Origin of the sequence: Cellulophaga baltica 18 (assembly GCF_000468615.2) — a bacterium.
In the GTDB taxonomy this organism is placed as follows: domain Bacteria; phylum Bacteroidota; class Bacteroidia; order Flavobacteriales; family Flavobacteriaceae; genus Cellulophaga; species Cellulophaga baltica.
Map to the genome: position 1 here is coordinate 3,870,547 of NZ_CP009976.1, position 20,921 is coordinate 3,891,467.

21 protein-coding genes are annotated in these 20,921 nt (G+C 32.0%); all 21 read right to left on the reverse strand.

The window, feature by feature from the left end; genetic code table 11:
• Positions 1–251: 251 nt before the first annotated feature.
• Positions 252–971 carry a hypothetical protein gene (locus M666_RS16635; RefSeq protein ID WP_029446781.1) on the reverse strand — a complete coding sequence of 240 codons (720 nt, stop codon included), beginning with the start codon at positions 969–971 and terminating at the stop codon, positions 252–254.
• Positions 972–1,100: 129 nt separating this feature from the next.
• Entirely contained in the window at positions 1,101–1,628 is a 528-nt protein-coding gene (locus M666_RS20100; protein ID WP_151198082.1) for a hypothetical protein, read from the reverse strand.
• A 256-nt stretch (positions 1,629–1,884) separates the two neighbouring features.
• A complete protein-coding gene (locus M666_RS16645) occupies positions 1,885–2,784 on the reverse strand; it encodes a hypothetical protein (RefSeq protein WP_029446783.1) in 900 nt (299 codons plus the stop codon).
• A gap of 179 nt (positions 2,785–2,963) precedes the next feature.
• Positions 2,964–3,617, reverse strand: a complete 654-nt coding sequence (locus M666_RS16650; RefSeq protein WP_029446784.1) for a sterol desaturase family protein — start codon at positions 3,615–3,617, stop codon at positions 2,964–2,966.
• A gap of 107 nt (positions 3,618–3,724) precedes the next feature.
• Positions 3,725–4,210 carry a hypothetical protein gene (locus M666_RS16655; protein WP_029446785.1) on the reverse strand — a complete coding sequence of 162 codons (486 nt, stop codon included), beginning with the start codon at positions 4,208–4,210 and terminating at the stop codon, positions 3,725–3,727.
• A 263-nt stretch (positions 4,211–4,473) separates the two neighbouring features.
• Positions 4,474–5,004: a hypothetical protein gene (locus M666_RS16660; protein WP_029446786.1), complete on the reverse strand. Its 531-nt coding sequence runs from the start codon at positions 5,002–5,004 to the stop codon at positions 4,474–4,476.
• Between the two features lies 1 nt (position 5,005).
• Positions 5,006–5,575: a GNAT family N-acetyltransferase gene (locus M666_RS16665; RefSeq protein WP_039326553.1), complete on the reverse strand. Its 570-nt coding sequence runs from the start codon at positions 5,573–5,575 to the stop codon at positions 5,006–5,008.
• A 67-nt stretch (positions 5,576–5,642) separates the two neighbouring features.
• The gene (locus M666_RS16670) at positions 5,643–6,410 is read right to left on the reverse strand and encodes a hypothetical protein (RefSeq protein ID WP_029446787.1); all 768 of its coding nucleotides are present in this window, start codon (positions 6,408–6,410) and stop codon (positions 5,643–5,645) included.
• Between the two features lie 90 nt (positions 6,411–6,500).
• Positions 6,501–7,292: a hypothetical protein gene (locus M666_RS16675; protein WP_029446788.1), complete on the reverse strand. Its 792-nt coding sequence runs from the start codon at positions 7,290–7,292 to the stop codon at positions 6,501–6,503.
• 208 nt (positions 7,293–7,500) lie between these two features.
• Positions 7,501–8,235 (reverse strand): hypothetical protein, encoded by a 735-nt coding sequence (locus tag M666_RS16680; RefSeq protein WP_151198083.1) that lies wholly within the window; start codon positions 8,233–8,235, stop codon positions 7,501–7,503.
• A gap of 304 nt (positions 8,236–8,539) precedes the next feature.
• Positions 8,540–9,097 (reverse strand): hypothetical protein, encoded by a 558-nt coding sequence (locus tag M666_RS16685; protein WP_029446790.1) that lies wholly within the window; start codon positions 9,095–9,097, stop codon positions 8,540–8,542.
• Between the two features lie 233 nt (positions 9,098–9,330).
• Complete coding sequence (locus tag M666_RS16690) at positions 9,331–9,993, reverse strand: CPBP family intramembrane glutamic endopeptidase (RefSeq protein WP_029446791.1); 663 nt, start codon at positions 9,991–9,993, stop codon at positions 9,331–9,333.
• A gap of 123 nt (positions 9,994–10,116) precedes the next feature.
• Positions 10,117–10,953 carry a LytR/AlgR family response regulator transcription factor gene (locus M666_RS16695; protein WP_029446792.1) on the reverse strand — a complete coding sequence of 279 codons (837 nt, stop codon included), beginning with the start codon at positions 10,951–10,953 and terminating at the stop codon, positions 10,117–10,119.
• A 257-nt stretch (positions 10,954–11,210) separates the two neighbouring features.
• A complete protein-coding gene (locus tag M666_RS16700; protein WP_029446793.1) occupies positions 11,211–12,197 on the reverse strand; it encodes a hypothetical protein in 987 nt (328 codons plus the stop codon).
• 383 nt (positions 12,198–12,580) lie between these two features.
• Positions 12,581–13,660, reverse strand: a complete 1,080-nt coding sequence (locus M666_RS16705) for a multinuclear nonheme iron-dependent oxidase (RefSeq protein WP_082007927.1) — start codon at positions 13,658–13,660, stop codon at positions 12,581–12,583.
• Positions 13,645–13,923, reverse strand: coding sequence for a hypothetical protein (locus M666_RS16710; protein ID WP_029446795.1), 279 nt, complete (start codon positions 13,921–13,923; stop codon positions 13,645–13,647). The genes M666_RS16705 and M666_RS16710 overlap by 16 nt, the downstream gene beginning before the upstream one ends.
• A 169-nt stretch (positions 13,924–14,092) precedes the next feature.
• Complete coding sequence (locus M666_RS20680; protein WP_226989924.1) at positions 14,093–14,779, reverse strand: serine hydrolase domain-containing protein; 687 nt, start codon at positions 14,777–14,779, stop codon at positions 14,093–14,095.
• Positions 14,780–14,845: 66 nt separating this feature from the next.
• Entirely contained in the window at positions 14,846–15,325 is a 480-nt protein-coding gene (locus M666_RS20685; RefSeq protein ID WP_226989925.1) for a serine hydrolase domain-containing protein, read from the reverse strand.
• A gap of 265 nt (positions 15,326–15,590) precedes the next feature.
• On the reverse strand, positions 15,591–16,682 hold the full coding sequence (locus M666_RS16720) for a hypothetical protein (RefSeq protein ID WP_029446796.1): 1,092 nt from the start codon (positions 16,680–16,682) through the stop codon (positions 15,591–15,593).
• Positions 16,683–16,995: 313 nt separating this feature from the next.
• Positions 16,996–18,972: a UvrD-helicase domain-containing protein gene (locus M666_RS16725; protein ID WP_029446797.1), complete on the reverse strand. Its 1,977-nt coding sequence runs from the start codon at positions 18,970–18,972 to the stop codon at positions 16,996–16,998.
• Positions 18,956–20,731 (reverse strand): ATP-dependent nuclease, encoded by a 1,776-nt coding sequence (locus tag M666_RS16730; protein WP_029446798.1) that lies wholly within the window; start codon positions 20,729–20,731, stop codon positions 18,956–18,958. Before M666_RS16730 ends, M666_RS16725 begins: the two co-directional genes overlap by 17 nt.
• Positions 20,732–20,921: the final 190 nt, after the last annotated feature.

Genomic DNA, 20,921 nt, shown 5'->3' on the forward strand with positions numbered 1-20,921 from the left:
ATGGTAAAGTATAAAACTAAGGTTTTTTTATATATTGAGTTTTCCAATCATTTTTAGCTAGCACCATATGCCGTGTCATCCATCTTTTCGAACAAAACCAATGCTGTCTTTTACCCTAAAAGATTTTAATTTTATCCAATTGATATTATTTCGAATTTAAAAAATCTCAGTTCTGAACGCTTTTTTAAATCAAGAAGACAATAACGAGCTCCGAACCTATTATTTGCTCATAGCAGACTAAATAAACTTTGCTATTTTTTTATGAATACTTGTGTCTTATAATAATCCAAAGTATCAATTTGAAACGACTTTGATTTTAAACTGATTACTAATTCTGTGTATTCCTGTTCTCTCGTAATTCCTAATTCCACTCCATTTTCAAACTTATCTTCGTCATAATAAGAATCATGGAAAAGTTTAAACTTGCCAAATCCTTTTTTCTCTCCCCAGTCATTTTCATACCAACCACCATCACCACCAGACAACCCTAATAACCTAATTGTTAGTAATTTACCGTCTTTAGCTGCAACACATAAATACAGTGTTAAACAACATGACTCATCCTTTTGCAATAGTGTAAATAAAAAATAATTTTGGTTTTCCTCCCATTGATAACAGCTAAAACGTTCCCATTCATCTGCTTTTAAAAACCAATCCTTTTGTCCATTTACTGGAATTTTTCCCAGAGTGTTTTCTATAATCGAATTGTCAAGGTATTTCTTTGTATCCGTGATACTGTCCATATTAAATGAAGTAATTCCTTCTTCGGAACACTGTTTAATTAATCCAATGTCAATTTTAGCTTCCATACTTTTCAACGCTGCCGTATCTTTTGGAAGATTTGAAACTGCATTTGATGACACGGATAGTTCTTGAGAAGGAATTTCTCCAAATTCTTCCTCTGTATTGGTCGCATTTTTGCAACTATACGTTATGAATACTATGATTAAAATTGAAAAGCCTTTTTTCATTTTTTTTCTTATTTGGACCTTCTAGAGATACCAAATGCCGATTCCTACATATGGAAAAGATCTATTATGAAGTTGGTCTGTAGAAACAGCTATTACCATTAATTAGATAAACGCTAATTAAGTACTAATTTATTTCTCGTTAACTGCCTTTAATTCCTTTTCTATCTGTTCTAAATAAATAGGTAAGTTATTTTTCAGTAAGGCTAGGCCTTTCCCATAAACATCAACTAGGTACACTTGCTCCTCTTCCATTCCTTCTCTAATCCATGCTTTTTCTGCCTCCAAATCACCTTTTCTAACGATAATGAGTTCATAGTACCTGAGTGTAGCATCATAATCGGTAATGGTGAGTTGATTAAAATTTGAAATCGCAGGATCATTTGTGCCATTGCGTTGTCCAATATCTGCACCCAGAAATACCTCACAATTTGAAAATTTATAATGAGGGTTATGGTTATCAAAATTTCGATACGTTCTTCTATCGCCATTCTTCAATATAAAGCGCTGAATTTTCTCAAACTTTATAGGTGGAACTATCGTTGAAATCGGAGTAAAACTCATGCTTAAATTTTCGTTGTTTTTCGTGGTGCTTATTCTTGATTTACAAGCAAATACCATTACCATCGCAAAGAGTAAACTCAGAATTTTATTTCTCATTTTTTTTATTAGATGCAGACTGATGGTGCCTTATTATGTGTACAAGATAAATGTACTGCACTTCCCGCTCTTAAAACACCCGGTTTATGGGGAAGTTTAGTTCTCAGTACGTATATTGAAAATAATAAAAAGGTATCATAGCAGTTCTCACTTGAAGCCAGCGTATTCTTCTTAACCAATGCGTACCAACACCTAGCCCATTAGCGAAGGTATTGTTTGATTTAAAAACACTGTTGTATTTGAGGGTTTCAAATGACTACTCAGAATCTTTCCAAATATTAAAATCCATTTGTTCTATCGTATATTTTAATGAGGAATTATTAAAAACCTTCATATTAATGGTACCTCTTAATTTATCACGACCACCTTCAATTACTTTTTCCTCAATCACAATCTCACCTTGAGTATCATAAGGAAACCATTTTTCTTCTTCATTTGTAGTAGATATGATTTCAGAATATTTGGCGTATTGCACGTAATTCGCAATTGAAGATTGATCAAAACTATAGGCCTGTAACGGTAAGTCCCAAACATTTTCATCTAAAGTTATCGTTATACGACTTTCGCTCGTTGAATAGAAGTCAAAACTATAGCTAGAAGCTGTAGGCCTATTTTGAGTAACGCGATTTGCAATAAATTTAAACTCGTCTGTATCATAAGTAATTTGAGGCACGAATTGTGGTACACATTCATCGGAACCTAAATTTGGGTACTTTAGTGTACCGGATATAGTTTTTATCAGTGTATTATCTTGTGGATTATATAATTTTCCACCAAAATCAAACGCTACAATTTCATTCGCTTCATCATACACAAAGTTTTCAATCCGTATAGCGGATTCATTCAGGTATGGTGGATTATAATTTACCCGAGTACCATCTTCAGTTATCTGTGTTAAACTAAGGTTTAGCAATTCACCATTTTTTAAGAATGTCATTTGCATATCAAAAATAAAATCGTCTGCTCCTAAAGAGTACATATTAAGATTTAAATATCCGCAATTTTCATTTGCTCCTGATTGAAATGACGTGTTTTTGTAAAACGTACCATCAACGAAAATCTCTAAATCTTTAGTAGCATTTTCTTTTTCTGACGAATCATTATCACAAGCAACAAGTGATACTATAGATAAAATAATAAGTAGTGTTTTTTTCATAAGTAAGTAAAAATTATATAATAAAGTATAGTTATAAAAGTCGTTATTTTTCTGATTTTCTTTGAACAAATCAATATTATTATTTAGGGGATAATTTTTTTTTAAAATAGTCTCTCCTGTGTGAAAACTTACAACTTTTAAACGATGTAGATGCCTCCTATGCCCTAACGCCTAGTACACTAAATTATTTTCTCAGTTCTAAATATTTTATCCCAAATAAACGTATAAAAGCCATAATTTTTATAGGATAATTGATGGTGGTTTTTATGAAACAAATTAGTGGTGAAAATTAAAAAATGAGTTCTTTCACTTTTACTATTTAAGTGTGTCATAACCCCATAAAACCAATTAAAGACCAGAAAGGCTATAAAACCATAGATATTAAGTGGCAAGAGTATGGCTACTGCGGTTAACAAGAGCCCAAAGAAAATAGATTCCCATGGGGACATGTAATACAGGCTAACGGAATTAAATTCTTCGGAATGTTCATGATGCTTTAAATGAATTTTCTTCAAGAAGCCTATCGTATGAGAGGCCCAATGTAATACATACATTAAAAAATCTAGTACCACAAATAAGAGTATAAACGTACCTACTATAGGCATGCTAGAAAAAACAATTAATCCGTTTATCCATAGTAGATATCCCGGAATTGCAATGGCAGTATTGATGAGTAAGGTTATCAAAGATGCGAGTATCTCTTTTCTGGTAATGGTGGCTTTAAATTTGAGAGCTTTATCCCAGAAAATACTGATCACAACATTTAATATATACGCTAGCACATTAAGAGCTATGAGTAACGGAAAAAATATATAAGGGTCTTTTAAATCCATTCCTGATTTTTAATGAATACGCTACTATTCGTACTAGTTGCATGCCATTCATGTCTGCAACTTTGGCTCACTATAGTTAAGGTCTAACTTTAATAGGTACAGCTTTTTTAATTCTGTACTTTAATCGGTGCGGCATTCAACCTATAATTCTTTAAAATTGCTTGCGCTTCTGCCTCACTCAATAGTGTTAAACGTGCATTACTAATTGCTTCTTTATCCGGCATCATAGAACGCATTAAAACTAATTTATAAACCTCTTTTCTATGCGCAAGCTTTTCCGCTCCTGTATTTGCTGCTGCAAAAGGTTCATAGGCATTGGTCATCGCCAGCCATATATTTATTTCATTATCTGGATGCAGGTCTCTTTTAAAGTTTTTGATGGTTTCCTCTAGAGATATAGGATATACTTCTTCGAAGGTTTTGTGGATTCTTTTTATATGCGCTAATTGGGTATCAGTTAAAGAGGAACTGCTTACAGGACTGGGTTTTAAGTCCTCTATTTCTACAATCTCCACTTTGGGCTCAGGTTTTGGTTGCTCTTTACACGCCAGTACCGCTATAGTAAGCAAGGTAACAAGGAAGATCTTTTTCATTGGGTTTATTTAGGAATATGCATGGTGCATTCTGTATAGAACGTAGGATGCAAAAAGATAGTATATTTTCATAAAAACATAACAATAGCATAAAACTATGAGTTTGTATTTTTAGAATGCAACACTTGTTTTAAAGGCTGTTAAAGGGCGATTTTATAATGTAGCAATGTTGAGTGAAGCAAAGAGACAATCGGACAGGAAAGTTTTTATAAGTACCGTGTACTACATCAATTAGTATAAGCTAACTGAAGACTGCAGGCCTATCAGTTGGTTTGAATAAACGTACGATCCATTTTATAGGCATAGGCCTTGGGATCAAACTTAAAGGTGGTTACGTATAGTTTTGAAGGGTTCATAGGGGTTACTTCTTCATAAGATTGAAAACTTAAAAATCCGTTTTCATCTTTTTCAAACGTGGTTCCTTTTAGATAATCCATGAACACTAACTTATAGTAGTTATCATATTGATTTAAAAAGATTCCGTACATGCAGCCGCCCGTTCCGCAAGCGCCCAAATACACCATAAGATCTGGTTTGTTATCCCCATTAAAATCGGCATATTTTTCTGGTTCTGTTTTTGCAAAAGAATCAGGCAGCTCAAAATCTATTCCTTCGGGAATGGTAATCCTCACAAAATTCTCATTATCAATAATATCAAGCCGAAATAAACTATCTGGGATATGCACCACGGGAAGGGTTTCCGCCATTGCTTTTGGTTCTTTTTTTGAGGTTTGGCAGCTTGCTAATACCAATAATAAACAACAAATAATACTATAATTTAGGTAGTTCGTCATATTATTTTCTTTTACGCCACTCCTCACTAAGGATACTATACATATACGTACCCGCACTATTGCCGTAAGATTGTATGGCATAATTTCTCAAAAGGCCCTCTCTAAGCGCCCCTAGCTTTTCTACGGCTTTTTGAGATTTAAGATTCTTTATATCTATTCTGAACTCTACCCTTCGCAATTCCAAGACATCAAAGCAATAATCTAGGAGAAGTTTTTTGCAACTGCCATTGATACCGGTTCCTTGAAATTGAGCTCCAATCCACGTCCACCCTATTTCTAATCTTTGATGCGGAAAACTAATAGTTCCAAACATAGTTACGCCAATAGGTGTTTGGTCTTCTTTAGTTAAAATGAGTAGCGGATACAACTCTTTTTCTTTTTTGGACTTCATACAGAAGTTCATATACTCCACCAAATCTGCTCTATTTTTTACTCTTGCGCCAAACTCCCCTAACTCCTTATGGTAAGCAATGGTTTCTAAAGCATCCATATCTTGCATCGTTAAAGGCCGTAGTACAACGGACTCGTTTTCAAGAAGTATATGGGAGGAGAAAAATTGTGCTATGTTCATTTTTGTATTGCTATTTACTATTCTATCTATCACGGTAAACAAAATGAATCCCCAAAAAAAGAGAAACTTACTGTTTAACCAACGCCATGGAATCATAATTAAAGTCCACCACTTTGTAGCTACCATTTAGTTCTGGAAGTTCCGTTTTAAAAAACAAGGTTTTATGCGCTTGCTTCCATTTTCCTTGCGCATAAATAGTATCATATTTTGTCTTCTCACTAGTTTTTACATCGCCATAAATTAAGACACGCTGAATGTTTAAAATAGAATCTGTTAAGTCTAAAGCGATATGCCTTTCAAAAACGTTTTCGGGAAGATTATCTATTCCTAAAAAATAATAGCCTCTGGCATAGGTATCACAATTATTTGCTATTACATCTATTTTTGTACGATCATATGCTATGTCCTTTTTAGTCATAAAAACAGTATCTAAGTTTTTAGTCATACTCGCAAGCCAATGGTCTTGTACCGTTACTTTTGAAAAATCTGTAAGCGTTTTTCGTAGCCGTATCGTATCCATATGCCAAACCGTGCCTACAGAGACTCCTCCACGAAGATTACTGCCCACTAATTCTTTGGGTTCATATCCTTCTTTATGAACGGGTTCACCCAAAAAAATTGGGGAACCTCCAAAAAAACTAAAAAGTCTCTCGGCGGTTATTTCTGGGAGTTCATAATTACCATTTTTATCTGTGTACGCACCACCCACCAAACAACTATCTAAGGGTTTTCCTTGTTCATCTACAATGGTACCCGTGAGCTTAGGCCTTAAAACTTGCGTAACACAAGAGGTAATTAAACAAGAAAGAACAAGACCTATACAAATATTTTTCATTTTACTTATTTTTGGTAAAAGGCGATTAAAAGGAATTGTACTCTTCACAAATAAATCTGCTAGTCACTTACAATGCCTTATCCAATTATTTTACCATGATTTATCTTGGAAAAATTCATTTTTAACAAAGTCATAATCAACAAAAAAACCAGCTCTTAAGCTTAAGTGTTTTTCTTTCAACTCAGTTCGTTTGGCATCCGACATTCTCCAGTTTGCATCTAGGCGTTCTAAACTAGTCATTTCTAATAAAACATCATAAGATTTATCTCTTATTGACACTGTAGACATATCTAAATGTTGCAGCTCTTTGAGGTTTTTAAAAGGAATTAAACTTTCTATTACTAGGTTTTTAGGTCCACTAAAATTTCCTCCTATACACAACCCGTTCAGTTGAATTAAGTCTCCAATCATTTCATAATTCTCTACTTTAAAACTATTTTGAATTGTTAATCTCCTTAGCTTTTTCAATGATTTTAAGGCTGATAAATCCCGAAGTCTACTAAATGAGTCCAACGATAGTGATGATAAATTTTTTAACTTGGATATGGAGTTTATGTCTTCGACAGTGGAAGTCCAAAAAAATAAAGTTTTAAGGTTTTTCATAGTACAAATTGCCTCAAAATATTCCTGATTTACCCGATGTCTTATGGATAATGAAGTTATATTATCTAAACTCGGAAGTAGGTTTATCCAATCTTTTTCCAATTCAATTCTATGTTTTTTAGAGACAGTATCGGGGAAGTCCATTGCTAATGTTGAAATATAAAGTTTCTTAATTTTAGAAATAGAACTTGGTATTTCTTGGCAATATATTTCTTCCTCATTTTTATCCTCGATATCATATAAATAACAAAACTTATTTCTATCGTATTCTTCTTTCATAATAATTACAATAATGGATAAATGAAAATAACTTTCGGATAATACAAAAGATGAACTTTTAATTCTACTGATTACTTTTGTTTTGGACGCTTATTAATTTTTAATATGTAGCACTGTAAGCTAATACATGTTAGAGTAATTATATTTTCAACACGATATTGACTGTGGTTTTTCTTATACAAAGTGGCTAGATAAAAAAAAACACCTCTTATTTAGTAACTTTCGCTGTTTTTAATATATCATTCCAAGTTTGCATGTTTTGAAATCCATAAGAAGGGATAGCACTAAATAGTACAAATATGAAGGTGTCAGTATCTTCTCCAAAATCAATTACATTAAAAGAGTATAGGTTTTTATTCGTTTTTAAGTCGGCCGTATAAATAGCTTGATACATGGTCTGTTCATCATATTTTTTGGTATACACGTCCACTTCCATTTTAACATTCTCTCTTCTAGACATAATGTCTTTTATATACATATTTAGAACTTCTTTTTTAGTTGTTCCTGTTTTTAAGTCTTTACTATTATGAACAAATACACTCATATTAGCATCTCCATCCGTGCATTGCAAATCGAAAAGGTCTTGTTTCTCATCTGTCCAATTATCTAATAAAAATTCTACTTTTCCTTTTTTGGTTTTATGAACAACAAGGTTATCGTTTGATTTATCATCAGTTTGCCAACAAGAAACTGCAATTTCTTTTATTTCTTCTGGTTTCATTTTTTTCGATTCTGCTATATTAGGATGCTTCTCTATCATTTTATTTAGCATACAATTACACATATCTTCTGCTATAGCTTCAGAAAATCTACTTTGATTTGCATTTAAGCAACCTATAATGAATTCCTTTTTGTCTTCCTCTGACCATTTTTCTTGACCACAAGAATAAATTGATAATGATGCGATTAATAGTAATCCAAACTTAGTTATTGATAGTTTCATTTTTATTATTGTTTTGGAAGGCCTCATTACTAGGAATAGTAGGAAGATAAAATTAGACACTATGGTTTTTGTTCAAAACGTAAGATATAAAAATATAGTGTATTTTCTACCCTACATAAAGAATTCGCAAAAAACCAGTGGTATGATTTTTACGAGGGTATTCAAATAGCATCTAGAAGGTTTCGAGAAAAATTGATGTACTTCTGGCTTGGCAGGAGCCTCTAAATCTAAATAGTAAAAAATAAAATCTTAATTAAAACCAGCAATGTTTTGTGGACTTAGTTCTTTGTTGTGTTTTTGCACTTTATTTCAAATTCTCAACAGCTATTTTGAGGGTCCCAATATTATGTTTTATATGTTTCTCAATTTCAGTGTAGTTCTTTAGGTTATGTGCTTCCATAGCTGTTATCTGTTCCAATGTTTTAGTATTGACAACTCTCAATTCATAGCCCCATTTCTGTTTGTTACTATTACTAATGTAGAATTCTCTATCAAATCGAGTTAATATTAGGTAATCAGCACTTACTTTTTCAATGATTGGCGGGCAGTATTTTTTATCAAAAACTCCTTGATAAGATACTCCCATTAATGTTTTAAGTGGAAATGGCTTAATAGTAATGTTCTCAAAATTGTTCAATTCTTTTTCTATTATTGGATTAAAATCATAGCCGTGTTGCGCATATTCGTATCCATTTGCACATTGAACAACAATTACTTCAAGAGAGTCTATTTGTAATATATCATTTAACAGACCGGTCTCATGAACACTGGTAGAACTGTCTTCCAAAATATTGTCGTTTTTTTCTTTAGCAACAAATGGTTCTTTCTTATTTATCGAATTGCAACAAAGAAATATCCCCATGGAAAAATAAATTATAATCTGAAAATAAGTTATTCTGTTTGTTTGCATCTTCCTTCAAATGGCACACAACATACGGGCAACCCTATATGTACTGTATTATTTAATATTCGTCTTAAACCCATATGTATGAGGTTATTCAAATTTCTTACTACTTTTTATAGTATAAAAAATCTAACCTCTAAATTAGACCTCTACCCCTATCCGGATGGCGAATATATTATTAGTTAAAATCGTTACGCCAAACCAAAGTAAATGCAAATTAAAGCAAAAGTGTCAAAAAAGCCGTGAACGGCAATGATAAACCATAAATCGTATTTGCGCAGGTAGAATATCAAGGCTAAAAGCGATCCCACAAACCCGGCAACAAGCTGCCCTGTAATTCCTTGATAACTATGCATAAAACCAAAAAAACATGCAAATAGGACGATGTTAAGGATTATACTGACTTTGCTTTCCCCAAAGAATTTTACAAATTGCCGCATAAAATACCCGCGAAAGATAATTTCCTCCCCAAATCCTGCCGTAGCCCACACTACCAATAAAGCAATTAAACAAGATGGAAGATTACCTTCTAGTTGCTTAAAGCTTGAATAATCTATAGGAACCCCTGTGAGTTTTGTCACTCCTGGAACCACAGCAAAGACATAAAAAGCAAAGAGTCCTAGTGCTACTAATGGAGCAAGCACAAAGATGTTTTTTAGTGTAAATTTTTCACGTTGAAACCCAAGGGCTAAAAATAGTTTTCCTTTATATTCTATATAATTCGCTATGATGATTAGTATAGAAATTACGATATTTTCTATCATACCAATTTGGAGGGGTCCAAACCATATAAAGCAGATAATTGCGAGGGTAGTTAAAGGAATTAATGTTTGTCGTAAGGTGATTTTGTTCATTTTTGTTTGTTTTATTTCTAAGCGAAATAAGGAACAAAACCTTTAAGAATCTCTTTAAAAATGGGCATTCTTACTGAATGGTCGTAAATTAATACCTGAATAGTCGGTCGTTGTAAGTATCTTTTATGAAAACCAATCCATAAATGCTTTTCGTTTATAGCGACTGATATTAATTTCAGCAATTGCATCGTTCTTAACAGCAGCTTTTAGCCGAACACGCAACTTGCCATTTTCAATTTTTTCAATTTGATCTACCGCATCTTTATGAATGATAATTTGCCGGTTGGCTCTTAAAAACAATTGATCGTTCAATCTTTCTTCGAGCGCATTCAATGTAAAATCAGAGGTTATTGTTTTACCGTCATTTTGAACGGCGTACACAATTTTGTTTTCGCTGTAAAAGCAGGCAATATTTTCATAGGTGAGTTTGGTTGTTTTTGCGCCGCTTTCAATGGTGATTTCAGCATCTTTTATAGATAACTGATATAAATTATATAGGTCTTGTGCATACAGTAAGCTTATCATAATAAAACTCAATAGCAATGTAATTAGCAAACCAATCACCAAATAATAGAGCTCCGTTTGGCCACCTGTAACTATGTTTAAAATAATATTTACAGGAATATACATGAGTGTAATATATCCTAGCGTAGAAGCCATAAACCATACAATCGTGACCATTTCTACCTTTTTATCGAAATGCTTTTTCTTATAAAATTTAAAATTAAATTCCGCTATGATACCTATAAGAATACATAAGGCAATAGACGATATAAAACCTTCTAGGGGGAATCTATACGAACCTCCATCTGGAAAACTTTCTTGCGATGCCAGATGATTTACCACTAAAGAGAAAATCGTAAATACGAGTACTTTCTGAAACCAAGGCCATGCAGCACTGCTGATAACTGTATGCCATAATGTTTTAACCGTATTCTTGGTGGGTCCTGTAGTACTCATGAATTAGAAGCTCTTTTTAGTCCACCTATTTTAGGATGCGGTTTTGCTATTGCAGCTAGCGTTAAATATAAGAAATAGTAGGGCAGGTAATTAGCGACACATTTCGAATTTATACTTAGCCAAATATAAATATTTTGCTTTTACCTTTTCTATCATAAACGCCAAATTTTATATTTAGCGGACTTTGTTACTATGCACAGACCTTTCGATTTTGGCCAAAAGTCGATATTACGATTAGGCTGGGTTGTGCTTAGTTCTTATTCGCATTGTATTGTTATCCATTCCATTAGTTCGTCTTTATCTACCGAAATCCAAGTTGCAGCGGTATTTTTTTTCTCCGTTTTGCTGTCTTGCGGATAAATTATTTTTAATTCTGCATTTTCATTTTTAGCTAGTTTCATTTGAGCAATAAGTCCAACCATATCTGGAGCATTATTGTCTATGGTAGTTTTTCTTTTCTTTTCTAACCAATATTCTATGGCAATCTCCATATAAGCTCGGATTGGAAATTCCTGAAAATATTGAATGTGCCTATCTGTTTCGTCTGAATAACTGTAAGTCGAAAAATCAAGATAGCTTTCAAGATTTGATTTTGGTGTACCGTTTAGATGCTTCTCTAGAACATAATTAGAGAAAGTACCTTCCCATACGGCTCCTTCTTCAAAATTTATTCTTCTGTCTCTTTTGCCTTCATTATATTGTCTTACCCAATCTAAAGGTGCATCACAAATAATTAGTCCGGAAATGTTTAATGAAAACTTGGGTTGAGTTTTTTTAATGTATTCCACGTACTTTAATGCTCGGTGCCCAGATAAACCCACTCCAATTAGAAATACATTTTTATTTGGCAGATAGTTTTTTTCAAATGCATTTTTGATTGTTTTGTGTGCATCGATAATGGAGTTGTTGGAAAAAAAGAAGTCTAATGGAATTTCTGTTGAAACAGATAAAACAGCAAACCCAGCTTTATTCGCTTGAGAATACATTTGTTTTGCGCTAATATTTTTATTTTCAAAACCCGAGTCTTCCAAAAAAATAATTACTCCTGAAATATTCTTTCCATTCTCGGGTTTCGCAAGTGTATATCCTGTTTCAATATACTTTAGAAAATCACTATCCAATTTTCCTATTCTTATACTGTCATTTTGCGCCTTTTGATATTCTTCTATGATATTTTGTCCATTGGTTTTTGAAAACGAAAATACTAACAGAAATATAAGTATTGATTTGATTCCAATTTTCATTTTTTCTTTCTTTTTGGTTACTAGGCTCAGAGTTAAGCACAACGTACGGATAATCGTGTGTTTGCCTTTTCGATTAATAATTCTATTGATGCCGTATATATTCAGTTATTCAATTTTTCTATTGCTTTTAAACGTGGCTATTCCTAGTACCTAAATAAAACATATGGTTTACAACACGAAAATTTATTGTGGAATATCACAGCACTAATATAGAAAATAATGCTATTTAAATCCTTAGGAAAAACAGTAGAAGTAAAAAAATAGAAACCCGTTAAGGAAATAATGGTTTGTTCTTTGCTTCAATTATGAGTTTTACTCTTTACAAATTAAAGTCTTTTAAAAAAGGGATATATCTCCTTATTTTCTATTTATATTGTTGGCTATTAGTTGTTCCATTTTTCATAAAGCTTTGTCGCTACCTTCCACATATCTTTATCCCATTTAGTATTTGTATGATAGGTACCTAACGCAATGCTCTCACGTAGTGCTACTTGTGCTTGTAAAAGTTCTACATCTATTACTGGTGGGCCTAAAATTGCAGCAACTTGCTTCTTTTCTTTAGGTGTAACACTAAACGCTGTAGCATCAATAATTTCTCGTATTTTTTGAAAATCAGCTCTGAAATCTATTCCATCCTTTTCTGTTAAGAAAGAATCTTCGATCTTTTCAAAAATTATAAATGCTAAGAATGGACATATTTTTAATACCTCTGGCAATATTTCAAGTATTACCTCTGGAATTCTACCATCATGAGTGTCTCTTCGTATTTTTCTAGATAATGTGGAGTCTGTGTCCCAACTACCCCCAGAAATATGAAGCTCTTTAACCAATGATAATGGGTAAGACTTGATTATGGTCATCATATCAATATTAAAATTCTCTGATTGACAATAGATATTATGAAGATCAAGAATAACAAATCCATTAACCGGATTTACCAATTTGAAAAGAAACTCTCCCTGTTCCAAAATATCAGCTACATTAGCCGTTAAAGCCAAATTTTCTATTCCAACATCTACCTGAGCAGTAGCTTGAAGTCGTTTTAATCTATCTATGCCTATTTGAAGTACAGGATTAGATAACTGAATGGGTAGCGGAAACCCGCTATGAGCATTAGCACTACTCATAAGTCCAAAATGCTCAGAAATTTGACAATACTTGTGGGACAAAGTTTCCTGCCTCACTTTTTTAAGCCAATTTTCTTGTCTAGAACTCCAATTAGCATCTAAAAGAGAGTAAAACACTCCATGTCCAAGAAGCCTATTTTTCTCTCCATACTCTTTAAGTAAAAGTGATAGCCATGCAGACTCATCCGCAGCGTCTTTTAATGTGTCGAAAGACCATTCTATAATTTCAATTTTCTCTCCTGCAAAAAGCGGTAAAGCAGCTTCTAAAAATTTTAGGCTAGGTGCTATAGCAATACCCAGTTTAGGTTTTTTATTGCCCATTATCCTCTTCCGCATGCTGGACAACTAAAACGAGGAGAAGATTCAACTCGTAATGCTAATATAGAATCTCTTCTTACTTTCTGTTCATGAATCTTGATGGAATCATTTTTTCGTCTCCGCTCTCTTAGTTTAGTTGAATCTTTAACTGGTGTTGACAATGAGATTTCAGTACTGTTTTTAGTTGGAACAAGGCTGTCTTTGACAACATTGCTTACTTGTGCAGAAACACCAATTCCTGAAGAAATCATACTGGCTAATAATATATTCGAAAGTTTCATAGGCTATCTTTAGTATTTATAGGATATTGTATATCAAAATTAATGCCAACGATTATGATAATGTAAGTAGCCCGATTAAAAGATTTTGCCACTTTATAAATAAACGTAGACCTTTTGATTAAATACTAAACGTCCTATTTGCAATACATAATGTGCTGCTAACTTATATTTATTTATTTATTGTGTTTTCATAAACTGATAAGGATTCCCAAATTTCTTCTATTTCTGGCCAAATATCATCACTAAAATCGGTATCTGTATTAATAATTAATATTTTTCCAGTTTCCGTTTTAGGATTAAAATACATTGCTGTCATCACTCCAGGGTCAGAACCATTATGACCAATTATTTTCTCCTCAACACCCAAAAACTCCTCTCTAAACTCCATGAATATTCCGAATTCTCCGTCAGTTTCTTTCTCGGAAACTTTTTGTTTTTCAAATAATTTACCATAGCTCTGTTTGGTTAACAAAGCTCCCTTACCGTTGTAGCCTTTAATTAACTCAGACAGGAATAATCCCAAATCTTTGCTTGAAGTAATAAAGCCACCATCCGCATAAGTAATTAAGGAGTAATCGGCTATCATCATTTCTTTATTTGCAAACAGCTTAGAACGCCTTGTGGTGTCAATATCCTTTGATGACCAACCAGAAGATGACATTTTTAATGGCTTTAATATATTGACTTTTGTAAAAGATTGATAATCTTGACCCGTTGCAGAAGCTATTATCTGTGCACAAAGCGCGGCAGCTATATTTGAATATTCCCTTTTTTCTCCCGGTTTTGTATTTGAAAATGTGTCATTAGTGTACCATTTACCTTTTACAGTAAGACTGTTTTCAATATATTCTAACAATGAAATCTTTGTTTCAGGTTTATTGAAGTAATCAAATACACCTTCATTTTCTTCATGTTCAGATTTTTATAGAACATATGATTTTCCATAAATCTCGTCAAGATCAATAATTGAAGAAGTGTGATATGCTAAATGTTTAATTAAAATAGGATTATCAGGATAATTTGGATTAACAATTTTGAAAGGCAAATATTTATTTATTGGGTCGTTCAAATCTAATTTTCCTAGTTCTTGAGCTTTTAATAAAGATATTCCAATTAGTGTTTTGGATATTGAACCTATGTTTTGAATTGTATTTGACGTGTAAGGATTATTTTGATCAATATCGGTAAATCCGAATCCTTTATCATAAATCAATCCTTTATCATCCACTACGGATACTGAAAAACCAATAATAGCATCTTTATCAAATGCTAATTGCAAGTTTTTAGTCAATGTATCGTTTATTGCCTTATAATTTTTTTTTGATGTTTCTTTTGGTTCTATTTTTTCTTTACACGAAAATAATGCTATTGAAATAATAAGTAATAAAAATAGATTTTTCATTCCAGGTGCTTTTTATTTAATTTGATGTTGTTTTGAAACTTGCTGACAACGGTTGAGCTCGTATATAAGAATTAATGCTGAAAATAAGTGATAATTTTCAGATGAAACACAAGCTTAATGTTCCTATTTTTCTTTTATTTTTTTCACTTTAAATACCAAATTAAAGTATTGGCGGACTTTATTAATTGCACTAATCTTTCGTTTAGCAGAAAACCCGCATTCCGTATAGCCATTGTTGCCTGTCAGTATTCTTTATTATAATTACTTATTCTTCCTCTCCTTGATAAAAACTTTTAATATTAGAAACTTTATAATCCCAACCATCATTATAGAAAATTGATAAATCATATTTCCCAGTACCCTCTTGAAAACTTTGACTTACCTCTGTTTTTATACTATCATTTAAAATAATGTATTTACCTTCCATTTCAAAAATCCCATCGTTATGTGCATATATCATTATGTTACCATTGTCATGTCCAATTGTTGATATTGTATTGTTCTCTTGAATTAACAAGTAAGAAAAATCATCAGCACAAAAAGTTAATCCATCTTCATCTGCAGAACCCAAAGAATAATCTACAGCTTTAATTAATTTTATTCGTTTGTTTTGATAGTTTAATTCTTCAATATTTTCAATGTTAAGTACATTATCTCCAAAAACAATATATTCTCGATTTTTGTATACAACTTTTACAAATTTGGCATAATCACAATAATCTGCATTTGGTTTTGAGGCATGTTCAAGTTCTGAAATTTCTAATTGTGATGCGTAGCTAATTCCATCAATCGACAAAGTACCATTTGGTTTAAATTTATTGTTATATGTAGTTATCTTCTTTGCTTTATTTGGGAATAACAAAACTTCTTTTTCATCTAATATCAAATTAGGAAATGTTGATAACTTTACAGTACTTGCAGGTATAATTCCTCCATAATACGATAATAGAAATCCATCAAAAACATAAACAATTTTCTCATTCATTTCTGTTAAAACACCAACCCACTCTCCGGACACTTCTTCTCCATTATCAGTTATTGTCATTTTTTGACTTGTACGCTCTACTATTTCTATTTGTTTTCCATAGTCAAATTTTCCAAGTATTTTTCCTCTCGGAATATCTCTAAAAATTAAACCATTTTTCGCATTAACATAAAGCTTTTCAATTACTGTTGTTTTTTCTGAATTAGATTTTTTAATTGTTTCAGGAGGAATAGAGTTCTTTTTGGAGTCTATTTTTTCTTGAACAGCAATATTTGTTGAGTGATTTTTCTTGTTTTTGCAAGAATAGAAAAGAGTTAGTAAACTGAATAAAATTAATATTGATTTTATTCTTAATTTATTTTTAATACTCATACTTTTTGAGTTTTATTATTTTTTTGCTCTATATTTTCACATATTGCAGGCAACATGCGGATAACCGTATGTATACAGTTATTCAATTTTTCTATTGCTTTTAAACGTAGCTATTCTTAGTACCTAAATAAAGCATATGGTTTACAACACTAAAATTTATTGTGGAATATCACAGCACTAATATAGAAAATAATACTATTTAAAACCTTAGGAAAAACAGTAGAAGTAAAAAATAGTTACCCGTTAAGGAAATACTGGTTTGTTTTTTTGTTTTAGTTATTTGTTGGCTGCAGGTGTTTCTATTAATTTCAGATTATTCTCTATTATTTGTTAATTCGATTATTTTCCAAACATCTTTATCTATTTCATTCAAAAAACTATTAAACCTGTCTTTATGTATAGCAATGCACAATAAATCTGTTGGACGTGAAAAACCAACATAAGCCATTTTTGCTGATTGTTTAATTAAATCGTAACTATTACTAACCGACGCTATTGTTTCTGAAATAGTTTGTTTCCCCATAAATTGATTTCTTAACCTTTCAGATTCATATTTTCCATAACCTCTTTTATAACATGATTCCAAGTATAAAGTCGCACAATGTGTTTGTCCTTTTACTGCGTGAACACTTGTAATTTCAATTTCAAGTCCATTTTCTTTGTAATGGTTTGTTGGTGTTAAAATTTCAATATTTTCAGAACGAATTTCGGTATTGTCAGCATTAATGAAATCTGAGCTTAATGAGATTACTTTGTCAAACATTGAAAGAAAAGAAGGAACATATGCTTTTATTTCGTCCCAAACTTCACTTGTTTTTTCTTGAATTATTCCAATTGACCAGTTATAAAGGTTCAAATTTAGTTCGTCATATTTTTTAACGTCTTTTTCTTTAATGAAATCAATCATTTTTTTCTTTGTGAAAGGTCTATCGTCTTTTGTATTGACGTTTTCTAAACGCAAGATTTTTAGAAAGGCATTTAAGATGTTTTTCCGAATCGGTTCTAATGTTTGTTTTTTTTCGAAATACAACAAATAGCTTTTTAAGTTGTCATAATCCAGTTTAGGCTTACCTTTATCTTTCTTAAAAGTTCTGTGATAATCTTCTAAGCGATGTTTAGTTACATCATTACGACTTTTTTCATCTTCTTTCCATTCTGTATTCCAACAAACAACTTTTATTGGTTTCTCTGAATTTCCCAAGTTATTCTCTCTTACGATTTGAGCAAAACAAGGAATGATATTTTCTATGTTTGAATTTTCAAAAACCAAAATATGCGGTTTAATTGTACATTCATTTCTTCCAACAATATCAAAATTTGCATCGCTGTATAAAGCAAATTTTTTTACAACATTAGCAATAGGCTTGCTTAATCGTTGGCTTCCGTTTAATCGCAAAACAACAGCTCTGTCTTGCCAAATATCTATTGCTTTTACTGAATTATAGATTGCTTGGTTTTTGTCGCCAATTCGTTGGATTTTTGAAATGCTATTTCCATTATCATAAAATATATTTTCAAGCAAGTTGTATTGATGTGTATCCATATCCTGCATTTCATCTACAAATATGAAAGAAAAACGTTTCTGAAGGAGTGTTTTTATATTTGGATATTTCTTCAAATAAGAATTTGCAAAAGTATAGGCATCATTATAATTTAAAATTCCTCTATCTAAAAGGTCTTTCTTTGCCGAATATAAGTTTTTATGGGTGTCAGTATGCTTGCCAATTTTAGGTATAGTAATTACTGAAAAAGTATCGAAATGGACTAGTTCATTGTTTTGCGCTATAGTTAATTCCTCAATAAAATTTTTGAATTTATTGCCTAGCCTTTTCTCTAATGCTAACCGTGTACCATAAGGTAATTTATTCTGTAAGGACTCCCAAAAAATTTCAGAATCAATCCGAACAGGCTTTTTTCTTTTCCACTGAATATACATTGGAATAGCCAAAAATTGATCAACAAAACTTTGTATTGTTCCAATAAAATTCGGGTAGGAAAATAATTTAGGACAATGCTTTTGAATTTTTTCTTTTATTTCGTCAATAGCTGCGTTTGTGTGCGACAAAACCAAAATCCCCGTACCGTCAGCAAATGGAAGTTTACGTTCTAAAATAATCAATTTAGCTAATAAAGCGGTAGTTTTTCCACTTCCAGGAACTGCTTGTAAATCTATGGCGCGAAAATCACGAATAAAAGCTATTCGTTCATCGTCAAACTCTTTGCCTGAAGGTAAAAGTATTTTTTCTGCATAACGAATATCATCGTCTGTTATATCAATTACCTGCGGCATACTTAATAGCTTTTATTAGATAATTAACAGTATCAGCTTCATCTTCTGAAATTATTATTGAACGAACTTCTTTGCCCAAATCTTCATCGATGGCGTGCGCCATTTCATAAGCAATTTTTGTTTTATTAAACTTTTTGCTTTTGTCTATTAATCTTTCAGCAAGTACCTTTTCAAAATTGCCCCAAATTATTTTTTTATGAACAATATCTTTAACTACTCTTTGAAAAAGCATTGTTAGGCTAGTTGATTTAAACAATGAATATTCCAAGGTCCAATTTGGTGCAAGGAAGTATTTTACATTTTGGTCTGCTTTACCTTTTATTTTTGCAATTTTATTCGTTGTTTCTTGCAGAACTGTTGCTGCATCACGTTTAACAAAATCATCTCCGTTTTTTTTATAGTCTCTAATATCGGAATCCGTAATTACAGCAACGGGAATTGTCATATTTGGTTCTTCTTGCCGCAAGTAAATTTTTGAGTAATGGTCAAAACCTGTATGCCCAATATTTACAATAGAAACACCTTTCTCCGTTAAATTAATTCCAATCGCTTTTGCTATACTTGGAATTAGAATTTCTTCTGCCCAGCCTTCAACTAATATTACCCCTTTAGCGAAAAACAAATTCGCTTTTGTAGTGTCCAAAAACTTTTCTAAGAACTTGTAATTATCTTTACCCAACTTAGTATATGTTGTGCCCATTGGAAAAGCATTTCCGTTGTTGCAAATAATTAAGTTTTCAAGGTCGAGTTTGGAAGCCAAATTTGGACTGTGAGTCGTTAGTATAAATTGAATATCTTTTTCTTTTTTAAACGCTTCAATCACTTGCATTTGTGCTTGTGGGTGCAAATGTGCCTCTAATTCTTCAACCAATCCCAAACGCAAGCCAGTCCAGTTTGATTTGGTTAAGTGAAGTAATTCCGTAGCCATAAATAAACGATTCAAAGTTCCTAAGCCCGGATTAGGTTCGCCTTTGAGTGTTAAAGTGAGTTTTTCAAGAATGCTTTTAATATCGGTTGATGTTGATTGAAATTCGCTTTCGTTGTTTTCGCTGTAAAAGCTTTTAATATAGCTGTCAATTTTGTCTTTTATCTGCTTTCCTTCTGTAGCTGTGGGTTGTCCTGTATTATCAACTCCTTTGAAGTAATTTTCTAACTCTTCTTTTAAACCTGCAAAGATCTTTATTAAATCATTGTCTTTCTCTTTTCCTTTAAATACTTCATCGCCTAAAAGAATTTGCGACAAGCGTGAATTGCGTTTGGCAACTAATTCGTTTTCTGCATCACGCAAAGGCTTTAAGTAGGTTGCTTTAAAGTAATATTTCGTTTCTGCTGATAGTAAATATCCTTCTTCATCTACACCTGCTTTAACATCGGTTGGTATGATTTTATCTGCTTGTCTTTTAACATCGTAATTAAGTTTTAAAAATGGTTTTGCATCTGCTCCAGTGCCTGTCCAACCCAACCATTCAGTAAAGTTTTTTGCTTCTTCGGGTTTTAAATCTTCAAATTTTAATTCAATGCGAAATCGATTTGATTCTTTATAGAAATCTTTATCATCAACTCTAATGTAATCGTAGCTATGTGTTTTTAAAACCAATTTTATTGCATCGATAATTGCAGTTTTGCCCGAATCGTTTTCCCCAATAATTACATTCAAACCTTTAGTTAGGTTTAAATCTAAATTCGGATTATTAGGGTCTATATCAGCTTCGGTACCAAATTTTCTAAAATTCCAAAGTTTTATATTTGATAGATACATTTTACTATTTTTCTAGTGATAATTTGTTTAGTATTCGGTTCTTTATACTTACTGCTAACGTTCTGCTAAACGTATGTATACGGTTACTCCATTTATATACTACTTTTTAAACATAGCAATCCTATATCTAAATAAGATATACAATGAACTACATAAAAATTTGTGGGGGAATTATTACATTGCTAATATA